Below are 20,268 nucleotides of genomic sequence, written 5' to 3'. Positions count from 1 at the left end.
CCGCTGGTGGCCTGAGGGGTTGCTATGCTGCGCACGCTCGACATTCGGGACATGCTCATCATCGAGCGGCTGGAGCTGGACTTCCGCTCCGGGCTCAACGTGCTGACGGGTGAAACCGGGGCGGGCAAGTCGATCCTGCTCGATGCTCTTGGATTCGTTCTGGGATGGCGCGGGCGGGCCGAGCTGGTGCGCAAGGGCGCCGATCAGGGCGAGGTGACGGCGGTGTTCGACCTGCCGCAGACGCATCCCGCGCGGCAAGTTCTGCAAGAGGTCGGGATCCCTGCGGGCGACGAGTTGATCTTGCGGCGCGTCAATGCCGCCGACGGGCGCAAGACCGCCTGGATCAATGACCGGCGCGCCTCGGGCGAGGTCTTGCGGGCGGTCTCGGCGACCTTGGTCGAGTTGCATGGCCAGCAGGATGATGGCGGGCTTTTGAATGCGCGCGGTCACCGGGCACTGCTGGACGCGTTCACAGGCCACGATGATCTTCTGGCCGCCGTGCGTGCGACTTGGGCGGCACGCGGTGCTACCGCGCGCAGGCTGGCCGCTGCGCAGGCAGCCTTGGCCGCGATCAAGGGCGAGGAAGAGTTCCTGCGCCATGCCGTGGGTGAGTTGGACACGCTTGATCCGCAACCCGGCGAAGAGGCCGCACTGGATGCGCAACGCCGCCTGATGCAGGGTGCCGAAAAGATCCGTCAGGATGTGGCGCGGGCCCTGCAGGCGCTTGGCCCCGAGGGGGCCGAGGGCGCGATGCGCGACGCCGATCGCTGGTTGCAGGGCGCGGCGGACCGGGCAGAGGGGCGGCTCGATGCGCCGCTCGGCGCGCTTGATCGGGCCTTGATCGAGTTGGGAGAGGCCGCACAGGGCGTCGAGACTGCGCTGGATGCGCTATCCTTTGACCCGCGCGCGCTGGAAGCCTGCGAGGAACGCCTGTTCGCGATCCGGGCATTGGCGCGCAAGCATGGTGTGCTGCCCGACGATCTGGGCGGTTTCGCCGAGGAATTGCGTACCCGCCTTGCCGCATTGGATGCGGGCGAGGGGGATATCGCGCGGCTTGAGGCAGATATGGCCGTAGCCGAGAAAGCCTATGCGCAGGCTGCCGCGCGGCTGTCCGAGGCGCGTCAGGCTTCGGCCGGGCGTCTCGACGCCGCGATGGCGGCGGAGCTTGCGCCGCTCAAGCTCGAACGCGCCGTGTTCGAAACCCAGATCGCACCGGGCGAGGCAGGCCCCGAGGGCAGCGACGCGGTGGCCTTTACCGTCGCGACCAACCCCGGCGCGCCAGCCGGGCCGCTCAACAAGATCGCCTCGGGCGGCGAGTTGTCGCGCTTCCTGCTTGCGCTCAAGGTCGTGCTGGCGCGTGGCGCCGATGCGGTGACGCTGATCTTCGATGAGATCGACCGGGGCGTGGGCGGGGCGACCGCCGATGCTGTCGGGCGGCGTCTTGCACGGCTGTCGGAAACCGCGCAGGTGCTGGTCGTGACCCACTCGCCGCAGGTCGCGGCCCGGGGCAATCACCATTTCCGGGTGCAGAAATCGGTCTCGGATGGCATGACCACTTCGGAAGTGGTGGCGCTGGCGGCCGATCAGCGCCGCGACGAGATCGCGCGTATGATCGCGGGCGCCGAAGTGACCGACGCCGCCCGCGCCGCAGCCGAAGCCCTGCTGGCGGGCTGATCAGCCCTCGGGTACGAACTGGGCGGCGACGACCTGCCAGCCCTCGGATCCGATACCCAGTGTTGCGCAGAGGATCGCGCCAATCCGGCCCGCGTCCGATCCGTCCTCGTGCACGATCCCGGTCAGAACGAAGCGCTGAATCAGCACGACCGCCTCCGAGCCAATGGTGCGCATCTTGGTCTTGCCGGTGACAAGGCGCGCGCGCGAAAAGGCCCCGGCAAGTTCGCTGGCCAATAGTTCGGCAATCTGGCGGCGGCCCTCGGCCGTGCCGCCCGTCAGGCTGAGGAAATCGGCATCCTCGGAGAACAGCGCGGCAATGGCGCGGGCGTCGCGCGCGCCCCATGCGGCGGCGAAAAAGCGCGGAAGATCGGCGGGGGTGGCTAGGCTCATTTCGCGCTCTCCGGCAGCGGCAGATCGGGCACGACCTTGCCCGGATTGAGAATGTTCAGCGGATCGAGAGCGGCCTTGATGGCGCCCATGACCTGCCAGCCCTCGCCATGTTCGGCGGTCATCAGGCCGCGCTTGCCAAGGCCTACGCCATGCTCGCCGGTGATCGTGCCACCCATGGCCAGCGAGCGCTCGGCCAGCTTCTGCGCGACGCGCTTGGCGCGGGCCAGCTCGTCCGCGTTCTCACGGTCGAGCAGCAAGATTGCATGGAAATTGCCGTCGCCGACATGACCGAGGATCGGGCCGATCAGGCCCTCGGCCTCGATATCGGCGCGCGCGGCCGCCACAGCTTCGGCCAGGCGCGAGATCGGCACGCAGACGTCGGTCACCAACCCCATGCAGCCGGGGCGCGAGGCGAGGCAGGCGGTATAGGCGCCATGGCGCATCTTCCACAGGCGGTTGCGCTCCTCGGTCGAGGTCGCCCATTGGAAATCTGCGCCGCCCATTTCGGCCACAACCTCGCCGAAGCGCTTGCTGTCTTCGGCCACGCCATCGTGCGAGCCGTGGAACTCGATCAGCAGATGCGGCTTTTCGGGCATCGCGGTGCCGTTCATCTTGTTGAAGACGCGGGCGATTTCCTCGTCCACGAACTCGATCCGGGCCATCGGAATACCCATCTGGATCGTCATCTGCACGGTTTCCACTGCGGTCTCAAGCGTGTCGAAGGCGCAAACCGCCGAGGAGATCGCCTCGGGTTGGCCATGCAGGCGCAGGGTCAGTTCGGTGATGATGCCAAGCGTACCTTCCGACCCTAGCATCAGCGCGGTCAGATCGTAGCCCGCCGCCGATTTCGCCGCGCGCGAGCCGGTGCGGATGATCCGCCCGTCGGCCAGCACGACCTCAAGCGCCGCGACATTGTCGCGCATCGAGCCATAGCGCACTGTCGTTGTGCCAGAGGCTCGCGTTCCCGCCATGCCGCCAAGCGAGGCATTCGCCCCCGGGTCGACCGAGAAGAACAGGCCCGTCGCGCGCAGCTCGGTGTTCAACTCTTCGCGGGTCAGGCCCGGCTGCACGACCGCGAGCATGTCCTCGGGGCTGACCTCAAGCACCCGGTTCATCCGGCTCATGTTGAGGCAGATCCCGCCATGGGTGGTCAGCGCGTGCCCCTCAAGCGAGGTGCCCGCACCCCAGGCCACGATCGGCACGCCGAATGTCGCGCAGATGCTGACGATGGCGCTGATTTCCTCGGTGGTTTCCGGCCAGGCCACGGCATCGGGCAGCGTCGGGCCGAAGTAGGTCTCGGACCGGCTGTGCAGATCGCGCTCGGCCTGGGTGCGGCTGAGACGGGTTCCGAGCAGGGTTTCGATTTCGGCAATCGCGGCTTCGAGCGGCATCGGCTTCTCCTGTGTTGCCCGACTCTTAGGCAGTTGCACCTCCGGGGGGAAGGGGGCACGATCTTCTGTGCCGCGATGCGGAAAAATTTCGCCGACGCAGAAAACTTGTCCATGATCAATGTGGAATTGAACTCGGTCGTTTATTTAAGTTTCACGGAGCGGGGCTAGAAAACCCGAGCCGGAAGGAACGCATGGAGAATGGAATGATCTTCGAAAGCCGGATGTGGGATGAGCTTGAACCGGGCATGAGCGCAGAACTGCGCCGCCTTCTTACGGCCGATGACTTCTACGTCTTCGCCGCCGCATCGGGGAATCATAACCCGGTTCACCTTGCCGCGCAGGATGGCGATGGTGACGGGGTGAAAGAAGCCGTGGCGCCGGGGATTTTCGTCGCCTCGCTGATTACCAGCGTCCTGGGAAACCTGCTGCCGGGGCCCGGCACGCTGTACCGCTCGCAAAACCTGACCTTTCACGCGCGCGCACATGCCGGCGAGGAACTGGTGGCGCGCGTTACCGTTGTCAGCAAGTCCGCCGATGGCTGTGTGACGCTGGCCACTGAGGCGCGCCGCGTTGGCGACGATGCGCTGATCGTCGATGGCGAGGCCTGCGTGCAGGCCCCCGCCCGGCGGGTACGCTATGAAGAGCTGGACGTGCCCGGGCTGATCGTACAGCGCCACCGCCATTTCGAGGCTCTTCTGGAGAAGGCCGAGGCGCTGCCCGCGCTGCAAACCGCCGTTGTCTGCCCCGAGGCCGACCACGCGCTGGAAGGTGCGCTGATCGCGGCCGAACATGCGATCATCACGCCGCTTCTGATCGGCGATCCCGACAAGATCGCCAAGGCCGCGAAAGAGGTGGGCAAGTCGCTTGATGCCTACCAGATCCTGCCCGCGCTGACGCATCGCGAAGCGGCGCGCATGGCCGTCGATCTGGTCAATGAGGGCCGGGCCGAGGCGATCATGAAGGGGCATCTTCATACCGACGATCTGCTCAAGCCGATGCTTGACAAGGTGACCGGCCTGCGGATCGGGCGGCGCTTCACCCATATCTTCGTGATGGACGTGCCCGGTGTGCCGCATCCGCTGCTGGTGACCGATGCCGCGATCAATATCGCGCCTGATCTGGCAACCAAGGTGGACATCGTGCAAAACGCGATCGACCTCGCGATCTCGATCGGGATCGAAGTGCCGAAGGTCGGTGTTCTGAGCGCGGTCGAGACGGTGAACCCCGCGATCCCCTCGTCCATCGACGCGGCGCTGCTGTCGAAGATGGCTGAGCGCGGGCAGATCAAGGGTGGCATCGTCGATGGGCCGCTAGCGATGGACAACGCCGTGGATATCGGCGCCGCGCGCACCAAGGGGCTGCGTGGCGAGGTGCCCGGCCATGCCGAGGTGCTTGTGGTTCCGGGCATCGACGCGGGCAACATGCTGGCCAAGCAACTGGCCTATATCAGCCATGCCGAAGGCGCCGGTCTGGTCTTGGGCGCCAAGGTGCCGGTGATCCTGAACTCGCGTTCTGACAGTTCGATGGCGCGTCTGGCCTCGGCCGCGGTCGCGGCGATCAACTACCACTACCTGAAGGGCACCATGCGATGAGCCGCGCGATCCTGACGCTGAACTCGGGAAGTTCCTCGCTCAAGCTGGGGCTGTTCACCGAAGATTTGCAGACCCTTGCGATCGGGCACGTAGACCGGATCGGGCGGCGCGAGGCGGCGATGAAGATCGCCGATGCCGAGGGCCGAGCGCTACCGGTGCCCGAACATGCGCCGAACGATTTCGCCACCAATGCGCAGGCGCTGAAAACCGCGCTTGAGGTGTTCGAGGCGGATTTTCCGGGTCTTGAGGTGATCGCCGTGGGCCACCGGATCGTGCATGGCGGGATCGAGCACGCTGCGCCCGAACTGGTGAACGAGGCGCTGATGAAAGACCTTGCGCGCCTTGCGCCCTTCGCGCCGCTGCACCAGCCGCATAACCTTGCGGGCGTGCGCGCCGCGATTGAGGCCTTCCCCGGCACGCCGCAGATCGTGTGCTACGACACCGCCTTTCATCGCGGGCACCCGTTTGTGGCCGATACCTACGCCCTGCCGCGCGCTTATTACGAGGAAGGCGTGCGCCGCTACGGCTTCCATGGGCTCAGCTACGACTACATTCATGGCGAGCTTGCGCGCACCGAGCCCGAACTGCACGCAGGCCGGGTGGTCGTGGCGCATCTCGGCTCGGGTGCGTCGATGTGCGCGCTGATGGATGGCAAGTCGGTGGCCTCGACCCTTGGCTTCTCTGCGCTCGACGGGCTGCCGATGGGCACCCGCTCGGGCGAGTTGGACCCCGGCGTGGTGCTCTACCTGATGGACCAAAAGGGCATGGGCGCGCAGGAAATCTCGGATCTGCTGTACAAGCAGTCCGGCCTTCTGGGCATGTCGGGTGTGTCGAATGACATGCGCACGCTTGAGGGTTCGGACGACCCGCATGCGAAGGAGGCGATCGATTATTTCTGCTTCCGCATCAAGCGCGAGTTGGGGGCGATGGCCGCGGCGCTTGGCGGGCTCGATGGCGTGGTCTTCTGTGGCGGGATCGGCGAGAATTCGTCGGGGACCCGTGCGCGGGTTTGCGCCGGGATGGAGTGGCTGGGGATCGAGATCGACCCCGAGGCCAACGCCGCCCATGCGCGCACGATCTCGACCGGCAAGGTGCGGGTCATGGTCATCCCGACGAATGAGGAGATCGTGATCGCCCGCGCCGCCACGGCGGTTTTGGCCCAGTAACTAGAGCGGCGCGCAAGCGGCCCGGAGCCAATCGCGCGCCGCCTCTGACACATGCGGGCCGACGCGGAGCCAGACCTCGGCATGATAGGCGTCGAGCCAGTCGCGCTCGGCGCCGCTGAGCAGGCCAAGGTCAATCAGCCGCCGGTCAATCGGCACCCACGTCAGGGTGCGCATCCCGAGCATGGCGCGCGCGTCGCCACCGGGCAGGGCGGGGGCATCCTCGACCAGCACGAGGTTCTCGATGCGGATGCCGAAGGCGCCCTCGCGGTAGTAGCCCGGTTCGTTCGACAGGATCATGCCGGGGGCCAGCGGCACGTCGGAAATGCGCGAGATCCGCGCCGGGCCTTCATGCACACAAAGCGCCGCACCGACGCCATGGCCGGTGCCGTGGTCGTAATCCTGCCCGGCCATCCACAAAGGCGCGCGCGCGAGGGGATCGAGGTCGCGCCCCGCCAACCCCTTGGGCCAACGCGCGCGGGAAATCGCGATCATCCCCTGCAATACGCGGGTGAAGGGCGCGCGGGCATCCTCGGGCACGGGGCCGACAGCGACGGTTCGGGTGATATCGGTGGTGCCGTCGGCATATTGTCCACCCGAATCGACCAGCAGGATTTCACCCGGTATCACCGGGCGGTTGGTCGCCTCGGTCACGCGGTAATGGTTGATCACGCCATTCGGACCCGCGCCGCAGATCGTGTCAAAGCTGATGTCGATCAGCTGGTTCGTGGCGCGCCGGAAGCCCTCAAGGGCGGTGACGACGTCAATCTCGGTCAACCCGCCCTGCGGCGCGGTTTCGTCAAGCCAGCACAGGAACTCGACCATGGCGCAGGCATCGCGGTGATGGGCCGCCTCCATCCCGGCGATCTCCGCGGGGTTCTTGTAGGCCTTGGGCAGCATGCAGGGGTCTTCGGCCCAGACGATCTGATGCCCGGCTGCCTCCAACTCGCGCCCGATCTGGACAGGAGCCGAGGCGGGATCGACCTGCACCGGGCCGATCAAGCTGCGCAGGCCGGGGGCAAAGGCCTCGACCGGGCGCAGGGTTACCTCGGCGCCCAGATGGGCGCGCAGATCGGGCGAGAATTTGGCGGGGTCGGCGAACAGCGTCAGGTGGGCATTGTCGTGCAGGACGGCAAAGCACTGCACCAACGGATTGCGCGGAAGATCCGCACCGCGAATGTTGAGGAGCCAGCAGATCGAATCCGGCAACGTCAGCACGGCCGCCGCGACACCGCGTTGGTGCAGCCCCTGCGCGATGCGCGCGCGCTTGGCGGCACTGTCTTCGCCCGCCAAGGACATCGGATGGATGCGCGCAGGGGCCGAGGGCGGTGCGGGCCGGTCCGCCCAGATCGCGTCGATCAGGTTCTCGCAGTCAGTCAGCTCGATGCCGGAACCCTCTAACGCCTTCTCAATCTCGGCAATCTCGCGCCGGGTGTGCAGCCAGGGGTCGAAGCCCACGCGCCCGCCCTGCGGCAGGGCCTCGCGCAGCCAGGGGCCGGGTTTGGTCTCGGGCCAGTTCACGGGTGTAAAGGCGGACAGATCCACCTCGGCGCGCACCTGAACGCGGTAGCGACCATCGACAAACACACCCGCGCGGTCATTGAGCGCAATGCAAAAACCCGCCGAGCCGGTAAAGCCCGTCAGCCAGGCCAGACGCGCATCACGCTCGGCGACATATTCGCCCTGATGGGCATCGGCGCGCGGCACGAAAAAGCCATCCAGCCCCGCGCGCTGCATCTGGACGCGCAAGGCAGCCAGTCGGGGCGGGCCGTTCTCGGGGGCGGATTTCGAGGTGAAATCCTGAAACATCACATGGCCTTCCGCATGCCCAGAACGCGCGCCCGCGCCCGCGGGTCGCTGTCGAAGAGGCTTGCAAGCTGCTCGGTCATCGCACCGGCCAGTTGCTCGACATCGGTAATTGTGACCGCGCGCTGGTAGTAGCGCGTCACGTCATGGCCGATGCCGATGGCTATCAGTTCGACTGCGCGGCGCTTTTCGACCATGGCGATCACGTCACGTAGGTGCTTCTCAAGGTAGATCGCCGGGTTGACCGATAGGGTCGAGTCGTCCACCGGCGCGCCGTCCGAGATCACCATGAGGATCTTGCGCGCCTCGGGGCGGGCCAGCATCCGCTTGTGCGCCCATTCCAGTGCCTCGCCGTCGATGTTTTCCTTCAGCAGGCCCTCTTTCATCATCAGGCCCAGGTTCGAGCGCACCCGCCGCCATGGCGCATCGGCGCCCTTGTAGATGATGTGGCGCAGGTCGTTCAGGCGGCCGGGTTGCTGTGGGCGCCCTTCGGCCAGCCATTTCTCGCGCGATTGGCCGCCTTTCCAGGCGCGGGTGGTGAAGCCCAGGATCTCGACCTTGACCGAGCAGCGTTCGAGCGTGCGCGCCAGAACATCCGCGCAGATCGCGGCGATCGAGATCGGGCGGCCGCGCATCGAGCCCGAGTTATCAAGCAACAGCGTCACCACCGTGTCGCGGAACTCGGTGTCCTTCTCGATCTTGAACGAAAGCGGTGTCGTCGGGTTGGCCACCACGCGGGCCAGCCGCCCGGCGTCCAGCATCCCCTCTTCGCGGTCGAATTCCCAGCTGCGGTTCTGCTGCGCCTGAAGGCGACGCTGAAGCTTGTTGGCCAGACGCGAAACGGCGCCCTTCAGCGGCTCAAGCTGCTGGTCGAGATAGGCGCGCAGGCGCTCCAGTTCGACCGGCTCGGCCAGATCCTCGGCGCGGATTTCCTCGTCGAATTCGGGGGAGAAGACCTTGTAGTTCGGATCGGCCAGCGAGGCGGGCGGGGGCGAGGGCGGCTCGGGTGGGGCATCCGCCTGCGGCATGTCCACCTCTTCGCCCATCTCCTGATCGGCCGTGTCGTCCATGCTGACCGAGGTCTGCGACTGGTCCTGCTGTTCTTCCTGGCTACGCTCGGGCGAGGCTTCGCTGTCGTCGCTCTCGTCCTGATCGCGGCTTTCTTGATCGCCGGAATCGGGATCGTTCTCGGCCTCTTCCGAATCCGACTCGTCGTCCATCTCCTCGTCGGGGTCGTCGCCAAGCTGATCGGCAAAGCCCAGATCGGCAATCACCTTGCGCGCCATACGCGCGAAGGCCGCCTGATCGGAAAGCACATGGTTCACCGCCTCAAGATCGTCGCCCGCCGATTGCTCGATGAACGGGCGCCACAGATCAAGCACATTCGCCGCCCCCGGTGGCAGCTTGCGGCCCGTCGCCAACTCGCGCACGAAATAGCCTGCGGCGACGGCGAGCGGTGCATCGGACTGGCTGCGGATCTGGGCATAGCCCTTGCGCTCGGCCTCCCAGGCGATCTTGGCGTCGATGTTCGAGAGCGTGCCGGGCATCTCGCGCGCGCCAAGGGCCTCGCAGCGCGCGCCCTCCATCGCCTCGTAGAGCGCGCGGGCCATTTCGCCCGAGGGCTGGTAGCGCGCACCGACGCCCGCATCGTGATGACGTTTGCGCAGCGCGAGCGCATCCCCCGTTCCGCGCGCCAGCAGGATCTCGTCGCGGGTCATGCGGCGGCTGACCTGCGGCAGACGCATCGTGTCCCCCGCCACGCCGGAGGGATCCACGGTATAGGTGACCGTCAGGTCGGGCGCGTCGGCGAGCGTCTTTGTCGCCTCGGCGAGCGCCTTCTTGAACGGATCGGCGGGGTTGTCGATGGGTTTGCTCATGTCTCTTTATGCGAAGTTTGCCGGCGGCGGGAAAGGGGCAAGACGGCTGGGCGAAGCGAGGGTAGGCGATCGGGGCGGTAGGGCGAAACTACCCCCGCCCCGAGATGCCGCTTTATCCTTTACGCCGTGGCATGAGCTGAAATCGAAGCTGACTGCGTGCCGAGCGGCTTTCGGCACGCGATCATCGGGCGCTTAGCGGGCGGTCAGGTTCGCGGCGCTTTCCGGCAGTTCCTCGTCGAACAGGCGCTGGTAGAACTCGGCCACGGTGGCGCGCTCCAACTCGTCGCACTTGTTGAGGAAGGTCAGACGGAAGGCGTAGCCCACGTTGCGAAAGATCTCGGCGTTTTGCGCCCAGGCGATGACCGTGCGGGGCGACATGACGGTGGAAAGATCGCCGTTCATGAAGGCCGTGCGCGTCAGGTCGGCCACATGCACCATCTGGTTGATCTGCTTGCGGCCCTTCTCGGTGTTGTAATGCGGGCATTTCGACAGAACGATCGCGGCCTCGGCGTCATGGCTGAGGTAGTTCAGCGTCGCGACCAGCGACCAGCGGTCCATCTGGCCCTGGTTGATCTGCTGCGTGCCGTGGTAGAGGCCCGTGGTGTCGCCAAGGCCGACCGTGTTGGCGGTGGCAAAGAGGCGGAAATAGGGGTTCGGCGTGATGACCTCGTTCTGGTCGAGCAGCGTCAGCTTCCCGTCGGCCTCCAGCACGCGCTGGATCACGAACATCACGTCGGCGCGGCCTGCGTCATATTCGTCGAAGACGATGGCGGTCGGGTTGCGCAGCGCCCAGGGCAGGATGCCTTCGTGGAACACGGTGACCTGCTTGCCATCCACCAGCTTGATCGCGTCCTTGCCGATCAGGTCGATCCGGCTGACGTGGCTGTCAAGGTTGACGCGCACGCAGGGCCAGTTGAGGCGGGAAGCGACCTGCTCGATATGGGTCGATTTGCCGGTGCCGTGATAGCCCTGGATCATGACGCGACGGTTGTAGGCAAAGCCCGCGAGGATCGCCATCGTGGTGTCGGGATCGAACTTGTAGGTCGGATCAAGGTCCGGCACGCGGGCGGTCCGCTCGGCGAATCCACGCACCTTCATGTCGCTGTCGATGCCGAAAACCTCGCGAACGTCGATGTCTTCGGTGGGTTTGGCGTTCTGGTCGAGCATGTGGAGCGTCCTTTCTGCGGTCGACTGGATTTGTGGACCATCGGACAGGGGCGCGCAAGGGGGCGGATTGTGTCGGGAACAAGGGAAAAGTGATCAAGGGCGGCCCGCCGGGCCGCCCTCGTGCGTCCGGGGGCGTGAGGTCAGAACTTCATCAGATAGCCGACCGTCAGAGTGGTCAGCTTGAGCTTAGACTGGATGTCGTAGCCGTCGTAGCTGGTGTTCTTTTCGTTGTAGCTGACATGCGCCACTTCGGCGCGCAGCATGCCTGCACCGATCGAATAATCCACGCCGATCGCGAGCCGCGGACCGGTATAGGTGACTTTGTTGCGATCGGTCACGGGTCCGTCGGGCACTTGAACTTCGGTCAGTTCAGTGCGTGCTGCCGACACCCCGAGCGAGCCATAGAACAGGCCCATTCCGGAGACCACACCGACGCGCCCCGCGAGGTAGGCGGTGGTGCCGATCTTGGTTCCGTTCTTGTAGCCGCTGTAGAACCCGTCGTCGCCTTCGGCATTGGCATAGCCCAGCCCGCCCTCGACGCCGTAGACGGTGCTTCCGTTTTGCCAGTTATAGCCGACGAGGCCCGCGATCCCCATTCCGTCAAGGTCGTGGCTGTCATCGCCCCACTCGTAAGTCGGTGCGATGCCGAAGTGTGCGTCGGTCTTGCCGTCGGAATAGGTCAGCCCCATCCCCGCGTAGGCGCCAGAAAAATCCTGTGCCGACGCTCCTGTGGCTGCCAGCAGGCCCAATGTCACGGCGCCTGCCAGTATCTTGAAGGTGCTCATATTGAAATCTCCGTGAAGTTCCTCTTTTTTTGGTGACGCAAGGTCAACACCATGGTCGCCGCGTCAAAACAGCCGAGGTTGACAACGCGGAGGGCGATCACGATTTGGTGCGGAAGGGAATGGGCACGGCGCGTTGGGGCGCGTTGCGTCTCTCAAGGCTACTGGCTAGGATCCGCGCCAACAACAAGGGGCAGGAATATGAGCGGACTTCTCGCGCTACTCGACGACGTGGCGGGGATCGCCAAGATAGCGGCGGCCTCGGTCGATGACGTGGCGGGGCAGGCGGCCAAGGCGGGTGCCAAGGCTGCGGGTGCGGTGATCGACGACGCCGCCGTCACGCCGAAATATGTCCACGGCTTTGCTCCCGCGCGCGAATTGCCGATCGTGGGCAAGATTGCGCTTGGCTCGATCCGCAACAAGCTGCTGATCCTGCTGCCTGCGGCGCTGCTGTTGTCGGCCTTCGCGCCCTGGCTGATCACGCCGCTTCTGATGCTTGGCGGGGCCTATCTGTGCTTTGAGGGCGCGGAGAAGGTCTGGCACCTGTTTTTCCCGCACGAACCCTATGCCGATGGCCATGTCGAGGGCGGCGGCGATCCGCAGCATCTTGAGGCCGAGAAGATCGCGGGCGCGGTCAAGACCGACTTCATCCTCTCGGCCGAGATCATGACGATCGCGCTGGCCGCCCTGCCGCCCGAACAGCCGGTGTGGATGGAGGCCATGGCGCTTGCGCTTGTCGGTATCGGCATCACGGTTGTGGTCTACGGCGGTGTCGCGCTGATCGTGAAGGCGGACGACGTCGGCCTGTGGCTGGCGCGGGTAGGGCGGCTGTCGGTTACGCGGGCGCTCGGGCGCGGGATCGTCTCGTTCATGCCGCTGTTCATGAAGGCGCTGATGGTCGTCGGCACGGCGGCGATGATCTGGGTCGGCGGCTCGATCGTGCTACATGGTCTGGCCGAGACGCTCTGGCACGCGCCCTACGACTGGATTCACCACCAGGCCGAAGCCGTGGCCCATGCGGTGCCGCAAAGCCTGTCGGGCTTCATGGGCTGGGCAACCACGGCGTTCCTTGACGGTATCTTCGGGCTGGCGTTCGGGCTGCTTCTGATCCCGCTGGTCGCCAAGGTCATCGACCCGGTAATCATGTCGTTCGGCGGGAAGGGCAAGGCGGGGCACTGACACCCCGCCCAACACCCAAGCGCGTCACTTGAAGTTGCGCGAGTCCTTGATCTGATCCCAGGCCCAGACCACCTCTTGCAGCATCTCTTCATGCGAGCGGTCGCCGCCGTTCATGTCGGGGTGCAGAACCTTGATCAGCGCCTTGTAGCTCTTGCGAATGTCGGCCTTGGTCATGCTGTCCTTGGCCTCGAGAATATCGAGCGCGCGGCGCTCGGTCGGGGGCAGCTTGCGGCTAAGGGTGCGGCCGGGGTTCTGCGTCGCATTGGCGCCCAGAAGCTCGTGCGGGTCGGCAATCCCGTGGCGCGACCAGCCGAGCTTTTCGTCATTGGCGCGGTTGAACGGCTTGGTCGGGCGCTCCCACACGGTTGCGTTGTCGAGGAAAGCCTGAAACTCCTCTTCCGACTGGCCCTGGAAGTAGTTCCAGTTCAGGTTGTACTCGCGCACGTGATCCTTGCAGAACCAGAAGTAGTCATCGAGCACCTTCGGGCTCTTGGGGGCGCGATACTGGCCAGCCTCGGTGCAGCCCTCCTTGTCGCAGACCCGCGTCGAGGTCTCGAAGGCGCCGGACATGCCACGCTTGCCCTTCGTGCGGCGTTTCTTGTCCGCCGCCGCCGAAATGTTGAAGCCGAAGGGGTCGCTCTTGCTCATGCGGGCCTCTTGTGAATCAGTCTTGGTTGGGTCGGTGCGCCACTTGACGCCCTGAACGACTCGGGCCACGCAGGATAGAGCAATTGGCGCAAGAAGAAAGGGGGCCGGAAGATGGCTGGCGGAAAAACTCTGGTTGCGGACGAGATCCGCGCGCGATTGGCTGTTCTGACGCCCGAACGGCTGGAAGTGATCGATGAAAGCGCGCTGCATGCCGATCATTCCGAGGACGCGCGGCGGGGCGAAAGCCATTTCCGCATCCGTCTGCGGGCCTCGGCGCTGGAAGGTCTGTCGCGCGTGGCGCGCCATCGCGCGGTGCATGACGCGCTTGGCGCTGAACTGATCGGGCGTATTCACGCCCTGGCGATCGAATTCGAGGCTTAGGCCTCGTCTTCGGCCGGACCGACGCGGGGCGCGCGCCCCTCGGGCGACAGCGCCGAGAGCATCTTCTTGAAAGGCGTTTGCGCGGTCTCGTTGGTCAGCTTGAGCGGCTCGGGGCGGGCCCCCGCCGCGAAGGGGCGACGAAACACCAGAAGGTTGTGAAACACCGTGTGCTTCGAGGTCAGCCCGCTGCGTTCTTCGGCGGGCAGGGTCTCGGCGCGCCAGTATTCCCATCCCTCGCGTGCGAGATCGTTCATCATATGCGTCAGCGTATGGGCAAAGCGATCGATGCCGGTTTTCACGCCACGCTCTTTTTCGCCGCGGATCGGAGCCGGGACGACCTTGTATTCATAGCTCTGCATCGAAACACCTCACTTTGCGGGCTTCATACCCGAAGACCCGCCCCGGTCAACTAACGAGAGGGTGAGGGGCGGGCTTTCGCTCAGGCCTGTTGCAGCACGGGGTCTTCCTCGGGTTCGTGTCTGAACAGGCCCATGTCATGCAGGATCGCAACCATCGCCGGGGTAACCAGCAGCGCGAGCAGCGTCGCCGATGTCAGGCCGAAAGCGAGGCTGGCCACGATCGGACGCAACAGTTGCGCCTGCGTGCTCGTTTCAAAGAGCAGCGGACCAAGGCCGACCACCGTGGTCAGCGAGGTCAGGAAGATCGCCCGGAAACGGTCGCGCACCGCGCTGACGGCGCTGTCCTCCAGCGTGTCGCCCTTGGCCAGACGCTCCTTGATGAAGGCGATCAGCAGGATCGAGTTGTTCACCACGACCCCGGCCAGCGTCGCCATGCCCACAAGGCTGGGCAGCGAAAGCGGCAGGCCAAGCAGGAGATGCCCCCACATGACGCCGATCACCGACAGCGGAATGGCCGCGAGCACCACGACGGGTTGCAGGAAGCTGCGGAACTGGAAAGCGAGGATCAGGAAGACCCCGATCACGCCGATCCCGAGATTGCGCCCGAGCGACGAGCCGGTCGTCGCGGCATCCTCGGCCTCGCCCAGAAAGCTGACGCGGACATCGGGACGCTTCTCGGCCAGGGTCGGCAGGTAGTCGGACTTGAGCGCGCTGATCAGCTCGCGGGAATTGGCAACCGCGGTGTTGATTGAGCCCTGCACGGCGACCGACCGCTGGCCGTCGACCCGGTTGATCGAGGCATAGCCGCGATCCATGCGTACATCCGCCACCGCCGAAAGCGGCACGGCCGTGCCGTCCGACGCACGCACCCGCAGATCGAGGATATCGGCCAGGCTACGGCGCGCCTCTTCATTCAGGCGCACAACGACTTCGAGCCCGCCAAGCCGGTCCTGAAACTCAAAGGCCGTGTCGCCGCGAAACGCCGCGCGCAGCTCGCTCGCGATCGATTGCGCCGAAACGCCAAGCGCACTGGCAGCGGCCGGGCGGGGGGTGACGATGAACTCGCGCTTGCCCGGTTGCAGATCGAAGGTCACATCGCGCACACCTTCGAAACCGCGGAAAAACTGGCGCATCTCCTTGGCCGTGGCGGCGAGGGCATCGAGGTCTTCGCCCTGCAGACGGATGTCGATGGGCTTGCCGCCCGCGCCGCGCTCCTTATCGGTAAAGCGGAGTGCTGCCATGTCGGGCAGCGGGCCGGTGGCCTTTTTCCACTGGTCAAGGATCGCGCCCACCTCGGTCACCCGAACACCCGCAGGGAGTAGCCGCGCGCTGACGGTGGCCATATGCGGCCCGGTCTCGGGGGTGTCGGCGTTGACGCTGTAGGTGACGGTGAAGCTTTGCACCAGCGCCTGACCCTCGGGCTGTTCGGGGGAGAGTTCGGCGTTGAGCTTTTCGAGCCCCGCGACAACCTTGGCGACCCGCGCCTCGGTCCGCTCGAAGGGAGAGCCCTGCGCCAGCAGCAGCCGCGCCTCGACCGTGTCGCTTTCCAGCGACGGGAAGCTTTGGAACTTGATCAGCCCGCCCGCTAATGGCGCGATCGAGAACAGCACCAGAAAGATCGCAAGCCCAAGCGTCAGGTAGCGATTGCGCAGGCTGAGCGCGGCAAGCGGCACCACGACCCCGTCGCGCAACCTTGCAAAGGCGTTGTTCACAGCGGTGCTGACACGCCCCGGCTTCAGATCGTGGCGCAGCGCGTGGTGCATGTGATGCGGCAGGACAAGAAAAGCCTCGACCAGGCTGACGATCAGGGTCAGCAAGAGAACGATCGGGATGTATTTCAAGACGCCCCCGATGGAGCCCTGCAGGAAGCCAAGCGGCCCCACGATCATTGCCGTGGTCAGGAACGAGGCCGCAACCCCCGGCGCAACCTGAAGCGCGCCGTTCACTGCAGCGGTCAGCCCGGCCTCGCCGCTCTGCCTGCGCCGCACGATGTTTTCCGAGATGACGATGCTGTCATCCATCAGCAGGCCGATAGCGACCAAAAGCGCCACCATGGTCATCATGTTGATCGAATAGCCCAGATACTGCATCGCGAAGATCGTGCCCAGGAACGACACCGGCAGGCCCATCGCCACCCAGAACGACATCCGGAACCCGAAGAACAGCCACATCGAGGCCAGCACGAGAAGCAGGCCCTGCACCCCGTTGACGGCGATGATGCGCAGACGGTCGGTGATGTTCGACGTCGAGTCCTGCGAGATCGCAAGCGTGATATTGCCGGGCGCTTCCGCCTGTGCCGCAGCCACCTGCCGGTCAAGCGCCGCCTTCACGCGCAGCGCGTCCTGCGCATCGGTCTTGCTGACGCTGACGATGGCGGCGGGGCGGTTGTTGTAAAGCGCGGCCTGCGCCGGGTCGGCGAAACCCTCGCTGATCGTGGCGATATCGCCCAGCAACAGCTGCGCGCCGCTTGCGGTTCCCGCGACCGGGATGCGCGCCAGTTCCAGCACCGAGCGTTTCTCGCCCAGAAAGCGCAGGCTGGCATCGCCGTTCGATCCCTCAACCGTGCCCGCCGGCATGTCGAGGCTGTCGCGTCCGATCAGCGTGACGATATCCGAAGCCGAAAGCCCGAAACGTTCGACCGCCGAGGGATCCAGCTCGACGCTGATCTCGCGTTCGGAAAAGCCCGAGACGCTGACCTGGGTGATCGCAGGATCGGTGCGCAGACGTTCGGCCAACGCGTCAGCGTAGCTGAGCAGGACCATGCGGTCTTCGGGGCCGGTCACGGCGACCGAGGCGACCGAGGCGATGCGCTCGATGATCTGGGTCACGGGGGCTTCGGCCTTGTCGGGGAAGCTGGTGATCGCGTCCACCGCCGCCTTCAGGTCGTTGTGAAAGCGCGTCATATCGGCGCCTTCGATGATCTCGGCGGTGATGATGGCGGTATTGTCGCGCGCAAGGCAGCTCAGCTCGGCCAGGTTGGTGACCGAACGCAGCGGGTCTTCGGCCACGACGCAGATCCCGCGCTCGACCTCGGCGGGGGAGGCGCCGGGGTAGGCGATGCGGATCTGCACCTCGGAGGGCGGCGTTTCGGGGAAGGTGTCGCGCTGCAACTGCGGCAGGGCCACGAGCCCCAGCACCATCAGCGCGATCATCAGGATGTTCGCAGCGGTCGGGTGACCGGCAAAGAGGCGGATCATTGCGAGGCTCCCTTGCCCTTGCCAGCGGCGCCGCCTGTCGCGGCGGCGGCCAAGGCGGCAAGCGTGGCCTTGTCCTCAAGCGGTTTCACCGCCATTCCGGGCACGGCGATGCTGGGGTCGGCCACCACGAGCTTGTCGCCCTCGGCCAGGCCCTCGGTCACCACGGCGATCTCATCGAGCGTGAAGCCAAGCGTGACCGGGCGCTTTTCCAGTTTGCCCTCTTCGGACACCACCAGCGCCGAACCGCCAACGACCGCGTCGAGCGGGGCGACCAGCGCCGAGGTTTTCGGCGCGCTCAGCACTACCTCCACCAGCATGTTGCGGCGCAGGGGCGGGCGGGCGCCTGCCTCAGCCTGCGACAGCGGGTCTTCCGCGCGCACGACGATGGCGCTCGATTGGGTGCGCGGGTCAATGGATTCGCCCATGCGCACGACCTGCGCCTTCCATGTGACGCTGTGATCGGCGGCGGGCAGGCGGATACGTGCCGTCAGATCGGTGACAGAGCTTCCCTCGGCCATCGCCCGCATCAGCGGACCGATGCGTCCGATGGGGAACTGCGCGGCGATCTCAACGGCCTCGGTGCCCTCGGCGGCCAGAAGGGTCTGCCCGCGCGCGACATACTGGCCGATCTCGGCGCTTACATCGGTCAGGCGCAGATCGTAGGGGGTGTGGATATCGGCAAAGGCGAGGTCGCGCTCAAGTGTCGCGCGTTGGGCGCGCAGCACGTCGCGCTCGGCGGCGTTCAGGGCGATCTGGTTTTGGGTCTCGACCAGTTTCGAGCGCGCGGCCAGTTCCTGCCTGCGCACCGATTCAAGGCTTGCTGCGGTCACAACCCCTTGCTGCGCAAGCTTTTCCTGCCGCGTCAGATCCGCCTGGGCCAATTCAAGATCGGATTGCACCAGCGCCATCGAGGCGGCGATCGTCTGGTCCTTGACCTCAAGCGCGGCCAGTTGCGCATCGGTTTGCGCCAGCGAGAGGCGCAGGCCGCTGTCGTCGATCCGCGCAAGCGAGGTGCCCGCACCGACGATCAGGCCGGGGGCGAGGCCGTCGATGGTCCAGTCGATCTCGCCCTCGATCCGGGCCACCGCGCGCCATTCACGTGCCGGCTCGACCGTGCCATAGCCCGAGACGCGGGGGATAATGTCCATCGGCGCCATCGTGATGACGCGGACCTGCGGCGGTGTGCGCAGGGTGTCTTTCGCCGCGGGCTGCTGCGCGAGGCTGCCGGACCACATGATGCTGAGCACCCCGAGCGCCGTCGGAGCCGCCACAGCGAGCCCACGCCGCGCCACCATCTGCCAAGTCCACATCGCAATCCCTCGCGCAAATAAATTCATACTTGTGCATATGATCATGTTGATGCGCCGAAGGGTAGTCAGAAGATGTGACGCCAAGAAAAAAGCCCCGGGGGTTCCCGGGGCTTTCTTCGTGTCGAGCAGGTAGGGCTCAGAGCGTGCCGCTGCGCTGCTGGATCATCATGAAGGTGTCGAAGTTGTATTCGGACAGCTGCGCCCAGACATAGGCGTCGCGCTTATAGGCCAGCTGGCTTTCGTAGATCTTCTTGAAGGCCGCGTTCGATGCCGTGATCTCGGCATAGACTTCCTGGGAAGCGTTGTAGCAGGCCTGCAGAACTTCGGGGCTAAAAGGACGCAGCTGTGCGCCGTTGGCCATCAGCGTCTTGAGCGCGCCGGGGTTCTTGTAGTCGTAGGCTGCGAGCATGTCCGAGTTGGCGGCCTGGCAGGCGGCCGCCAACGCGACCTGGTAGGCCTCGGGCAGGGCGGCGAACTTGTCCTTGTTGAAGAAGGCATGCAGCGTCGCGCCGCCTTCCCACCAGCCGGGGTAGTAGTAGTAGGGCGCAACCTTGTAGAAGCCGAGCTTCTCATCGTCATAGGGGCCGACCCATTCGGTCGCGTCGATGGTGCCTTTCTCCAGCGACGGATAGATGTCGCCGCCGGCGATCTGCTGCGGCACGACGCCGAGCTTCTCCATGACCTTGCCGCCGAAGCCGCCGATGCGCATTTTCACGCCCTTGAGGTCCTCGACGGTGTTGATCTCCTTGCGGAACCAACCGCCCATCTGGGCACCGGTGTTGCCGCAGGGAAGACCGTGCAGGCCCTGAGTGTTGTAGAACTCGTTCAGCAGGTCGTTGCCGCCGCCATAGTAATACCAGCCGTTCTGCTGGCGCGCGTTGAGGCCGAAGGGCACCGCGGTGCCGAGCGCGTAGGTCGCATCCTTGCCCCAGTAGTAATACGAAGCGGTGTGGCAGGCCTCGACCGTGCCGTTGGCCACGGCGTCAGCCGCCTGCAGGCCGGGGACGATCTCGCCCGCGGCGAAGACCTGAATCTTGAACTTGCCGCCGGTCATGGCGCTGACGTAGCTCGCCATGGTTTCGGCCGCACCGTAAATCGTATCCAGCGATTTCGGGAACGACGAGGTCAACCGCCAGGTGATCTCGGGCAGGTCCTCGGCCAGTGCCGGGCTGGCAACCGAGGCGGCCGCTGCGGCCGCGCCGCCAAGCGCACCTTTGCGGATGAAAGAACGACGATCCATATAGATTCCTCCCGTGTTGTATGTCCGACTATCGGCCCGCTTTGTGCGGTTCCTCCCCGTAGGCGGCTCCGGTGGTCACTTTACTTTACCGAAAAGGCCTGTCTAGCCCTCA

General features: G+C 65.7%; 16 protein-coding genes. 5 read left to right on the top strand and 11 right to left on the bottom strand.

The window, feature by feature from the left end:
* Window positions 1-24: 24 nt before the first annotated feature.
* On the top strand, window positions 25-1,674 hold the full coding sequence (gene recN, locus KTQ37_RS11690; protein ID WP_218630702.1) for a DNA repair protein RecN: 1,650 nt from the start codon (window positions 25-27) through the stop codon (window positions 1,672-1,674).
* On the opposite strand, the gene KTQ37_RS11685 is transcribed toward recN, so the two are convergent.
* Window positions 1,675-2,064, bottom strand: a complete 390-nt coding sequence (locus KTQ37_RS11685; RefSeq protein ID WP_218630701.1) for an SgcJ/EcaC family oxidoreductase — start codon at window positions 2,062-2,064, stop codon at window positions 1,675-1,677.
* Window positions 2,061-3,455: an FAD-binding oxidoreductase gene (locus tag KTQ37_RS11680; protein ID WP_218630700.1), complete on the bottom strand. Its 1,395-nt coding sequence runs from the start codon at window positions 3,453-3,455 to the stop codon at window positions 2,061-2,063. The genes KTQ37_RS11685 and KTQ37_RS11680 overlap by 4 nt, the downstream gene beginning before the upstream one ends.
* 203 nt (window positions 3,456-3,658) lie before the next feature.
* Here KTQ37_RS11680 and KTQ37_RS11675 point away from each other — a divergent pair, with 203 nt between their 5' ends.
* Together KTQ37_RS11675 and KTQ37_RS11670 are read left to right on the top strand one after the other, a co-directional pair.
* Window positions 3,659-5,047, top strand: coding sequence for a bifunctional enoyl-CoA hydratase/phosphate acetyltransferase (locus KTQ37_RS11675; protein ID WP_218630699.1), 1,389 nt, complete (start codon window positions 3,659-3,661; stop codon window positions 5,045-5,047).
* Window positions 5,044-6,213 (top strand): acetate/propionate family kinase, encoded by a 1,170-nt coding sequence (locus KTQ37_RS11670; protein ID WP_218630698.1) that lies wholly within the window; start codon window positions 5,044-5,046, stop codon window positions 6,211-6,213. The genes KTQ37_RS11675 and KTQ37_RS11670 overlap by 4 nt, the downstream gene beginning before the upstream one ends.
* Here KTQ37_RS11670 and KTQ37_RS11665 read toward each other — a convergent pair whose 3' ends face one another.
* From KTQ37_RS11665 to KTQ37_RS11650, 4 genes are all read right to left on the bottom strand, one after another.
* Entirely contained in the window at window positions 6,214-8,019 is a 1,806-nt protein-coding gene (locus KTQ37_RS11665) for an aminopeptidase P family protein (RefSeq protein WP_218630697.1), read from the bottom strand.
* Entirely contained in the window at window positions 8,019-9,893 is a 1,875-nt protein-coding gene (gene cobT, locus KTQ37_RS11660) for a cobaltochelatase subunit CobT (protein WP_218630696.1), read from the bottom strand. Before cobT ends, KTQ37_RS11665 begins: the two co-directional genes overlap by 1 nt.
* A gap of 192 nt (window positions 9,894-10,085) precedes the next feature.
* Window positions 10,086-11,060 (bottom strand): cobaltochelatase subunit CobS, encoded by a 975-nt coding sequence (gene cobS, locus KTQ37_RS11655; protein ID WP_218630695.1) that lies wholly within the window; start codon window positions 11,058-11,060, stop codon window positions 10,086-10,088.
* 140 nt (window positions 11,061-11,200) lie between these two features.
* Window positions 11,201-11,845 carry an outer membrane protein gene (locus KTQ37_RS11650; protein WP_218630694.1) on the bottom strand — a complete coding sequence of 215 codons (645 nt, stop codon included), beginning with the start codon at window positions 11,843-11,845 and terminating at the stop codon, window positions 11,201-11,203.
* Window positions 11,846-12,043: 198 nt separating this feature from the next.
* Between KTQ37_RS11650 and KTQ37_RS11645 the strand changes: the two genes are divergently transcribed.
* A complete protein-coding gene (locus KTQ37_RS11645; protein ID WP_218630693.1) occupies window positions 12,044-13,021 on the top strand; it encodes a DUF808 domain-containing protein in 978 nt (325 codons plus the stop codon).
* Between the two features lie 24 nt (window positions 13,022-13,045).
* Here KTQ37_RS11645 and KTQ37_RS11640 read toward each other — a convergent pair whose 3' ends face one another.
* On the bottom strand, window positions 13,046-13,669 hold the full coding sequence (locus tag KTQ37_RS11640) for a DnaJ domain-containing protein (RefSeq protein WP_218630692.1): 624 nt from the start codon (window positions 13,667-13,669) through the stop codon (window positions 13,046-13,048).
* A gap of 111 nt (window positions 13,670-13,780) precedes the next feature.
* Between KTQ37_RS11640 and KTQ37_RS11635 the strand changes: the two genes are divergently transcribed.
* Window positions 13,781-14,050 (top strand): BolA family protein, encoded by a 270-nt coding sequence (locus KTQ37_RS11635; RefSeq protein ID WP_218630691.1) that lies wholly within the window; start codon window positions 13,781-13,783, stop codon window positions 14,048-14,050.
* On the opposite strand, the gene KTQ37_RS11630 is transcribed toward KTQ37_RS11635, so the two are convergent.
* The 4 genes from KTQ37_RS11630 to KTQ37_RS11615 all read right to left on the bottom strand — a co-directional run bounded on the left by KTQ37_RS11630 (window position 14,047) and on the right by KTQ37_RS11615 (window position 20,156).
* Window positions 14,047-14,409: a DUF4177 domain-containing protein gene (locus tag KTQ37_RS11630; RefSeq protein ID WP_218630690.1), complete on the bottom strand. Its 363-nt coding sequence runs from the start codon at window positions 14,407-14,409 to the stop codon at window positions 14,047-14,049. The genes KTQ37_RS11635 and KTQ37_RS11630 overlap by 4 nt on opposite strands.
* Window positions 14,410-14,489: 80 nt before the next feature.
* Entirely contained in the window at window positions 14,490-17,606 is a 3,117-nt protein-coding gene (locus tag KTQ37_RS11625) for an efflux RND transporter permease subunit (protein WP_218630689.1), read from the bottom strand.
* The gene (locus KTQ37_RS11620; RefSeq protein WP_218630688.1) at window positions 17,603-18,916 is read right to left on the bottom strand and encodes an efflux RND transporter periplasmic adaptor subunit; all 1,314 of its coding nucleotides are present in this window, start codon (window positions 18,914-18,916) and stop codon (window positions 17,603-17,605) included. The genes KTQ37_RS11625 and KTQ37_RS11620 overlap by 4 nt, the downstream gene beginning before the upstream one ends.
* Window positions 18,917-19,052: 136 nt before the next feature.
* Window positions 19,053-20,156 carry a TRAP transporter substrate-binding protein gene (locus tag KTQ37_RS11615; RefSeq protein WP_218630687.1) on the bottom strand — a complete coding sequence of 368 codons (1,104 nt, stop codon included), beginning with the start codon at window positions 20,154-20,156 and terminating at the stop codon, window positions 19,053-19,055.
* Window positions 20,157-20,268 lie beyond the last annotated feature (112 nt).

Origin of the sequence: Sedimentimonas flavescens, from assembly GCF_019264375.1 — a bacterium.
In the GTDB taxonomy this organism is placed as follows: Bacteria; Pseudomonadota; Alphaproteobacteria; order Rhodobacterales; family Rhodobacteraceae; genus Rhodobacter; species Rhodobacter flavescens.
Note: the sequence above shows the minus strand (reverse complement) of the source record. Positions and strands in the feature narration are given on the sequence as shown.

Excerpts from the sequence above, each read along its gene's own strand:
- cobT (WP_218630696.1), bottom strand. The coding sequence starts at position 9,893 with ATGAGCAAACCCATCGACAACCCCGCCGATCCGTTCAAGAAGGCGCTC.
- KTQ37_RS11650 (WP_218630694.1), bottom strand. The coding sequence starts at position 11,845 with ATGAGCACCTTCAAGATACTGGCAGGCGCCGTGACATTGGGCCTGCTG.
- KTQ37_RS11680 (WP_218630700.1), bottom strand. The coding sequence starts at position 3,455 with ATGCCGCTCGAAGCCGCGATTGCCGAAATCGAAACCCTGCTCGGAACC.
- KTQ37_RS11670 (WP_218630698.1), top strand. The coding sequence starts at position 5,044 with ATGAGCCGCGCGATCCTGACGCTGAACTCGGGAAGTTCCTCGCTCAAG.
- KTQ37_RS11675 (WP_218630699.1), top strand. The coding sequence starts at position 3,659 with ATGATCTTCGAAAGCCGGATGTGGGATGAGCTTGAACCGGGCATGAGC.
- KTQ37_RS11640 (WP_218630692.1), bottom strand. The coding sequence starts at position 13,669 with ATGAGCAAGAGCGACCCCTTCGGCTTCAACATTTCGGCGGCGGCGGAC.
- KTQ37_RS11620 (WP_218630688.1), bottom strand. The coding sequence starts at position 18,916 with ATGTGGACTTGGCAGATGGTGGCGCGGCGTGGGCTCGCTGTGGCGGCT.
- KTQ37_RS11630 (WP_218630690.1), bottom strand. The coding sequence starts at position 14,409 with ATGCAGAGCTATGAATACAAGGTCGTCCCGGCTCCGATCCGCGGCGAA.
- recN (WP_218630702.1), top strand. The coding sequence starts at position 25 with ATGCTGCGCACGCTCGACATTCGGGACATGCTCATCATCGAGCGGCTG.
- KTQ37_RS11635 (WP_218630691.1), top strand. The coding sequence starts at position 13,781 with ATGGCTGGCGGAAAAACTCTGGTTGCGGACGAGATCCGCGCGCGATTG.
- KTQ37_RS11685 (WP_218630701.1), bottom strand. The coding sequence starts at position 2,064 with ATGAGCCTAGCCACCCCCGCCGATCTTCCGCGCTTTTTCGCCGCCGCA.
- KTQ37_RS11615 (WP_218630687.1), bottom strand. The coding sequence starts at position 20,156 with ATGGATCGTCGTTCTTTCATCCGCAAAGGTGCGCTTGGCGGCGCGGCC.
- KTQ37_RS11645 (WP_218630693.1), top strand. The coding sequence starts at position 12,044 with ATGAGCGGACTTCTCGCGCTACTCGACGACGTGGCGGGGATCGCCAAG.
- KTQ37_RS11665 (WP_218630697.1), bottom strand. The coding sequence starts at position 8,019 with ATGTTTCAGGATTTCACCTCGAAATCCGCCCCCGAGAACGGCCCGCCC.
- KTQ37_RS11625 (WP_218630689.1), bottom strand. The coding sequence starts at position 17,606 with ATGATCCGCCTCTTTGCCGGTCACCCGACCGCTGCGAACATCCTGATG.
- cobS (WP_218630695.1), bottom strand. The coding sequence starts at position 11,060 with ATGCTCGACCAGAACGCCAAACCCACCGAAGACATCGACGTTCGCGAG.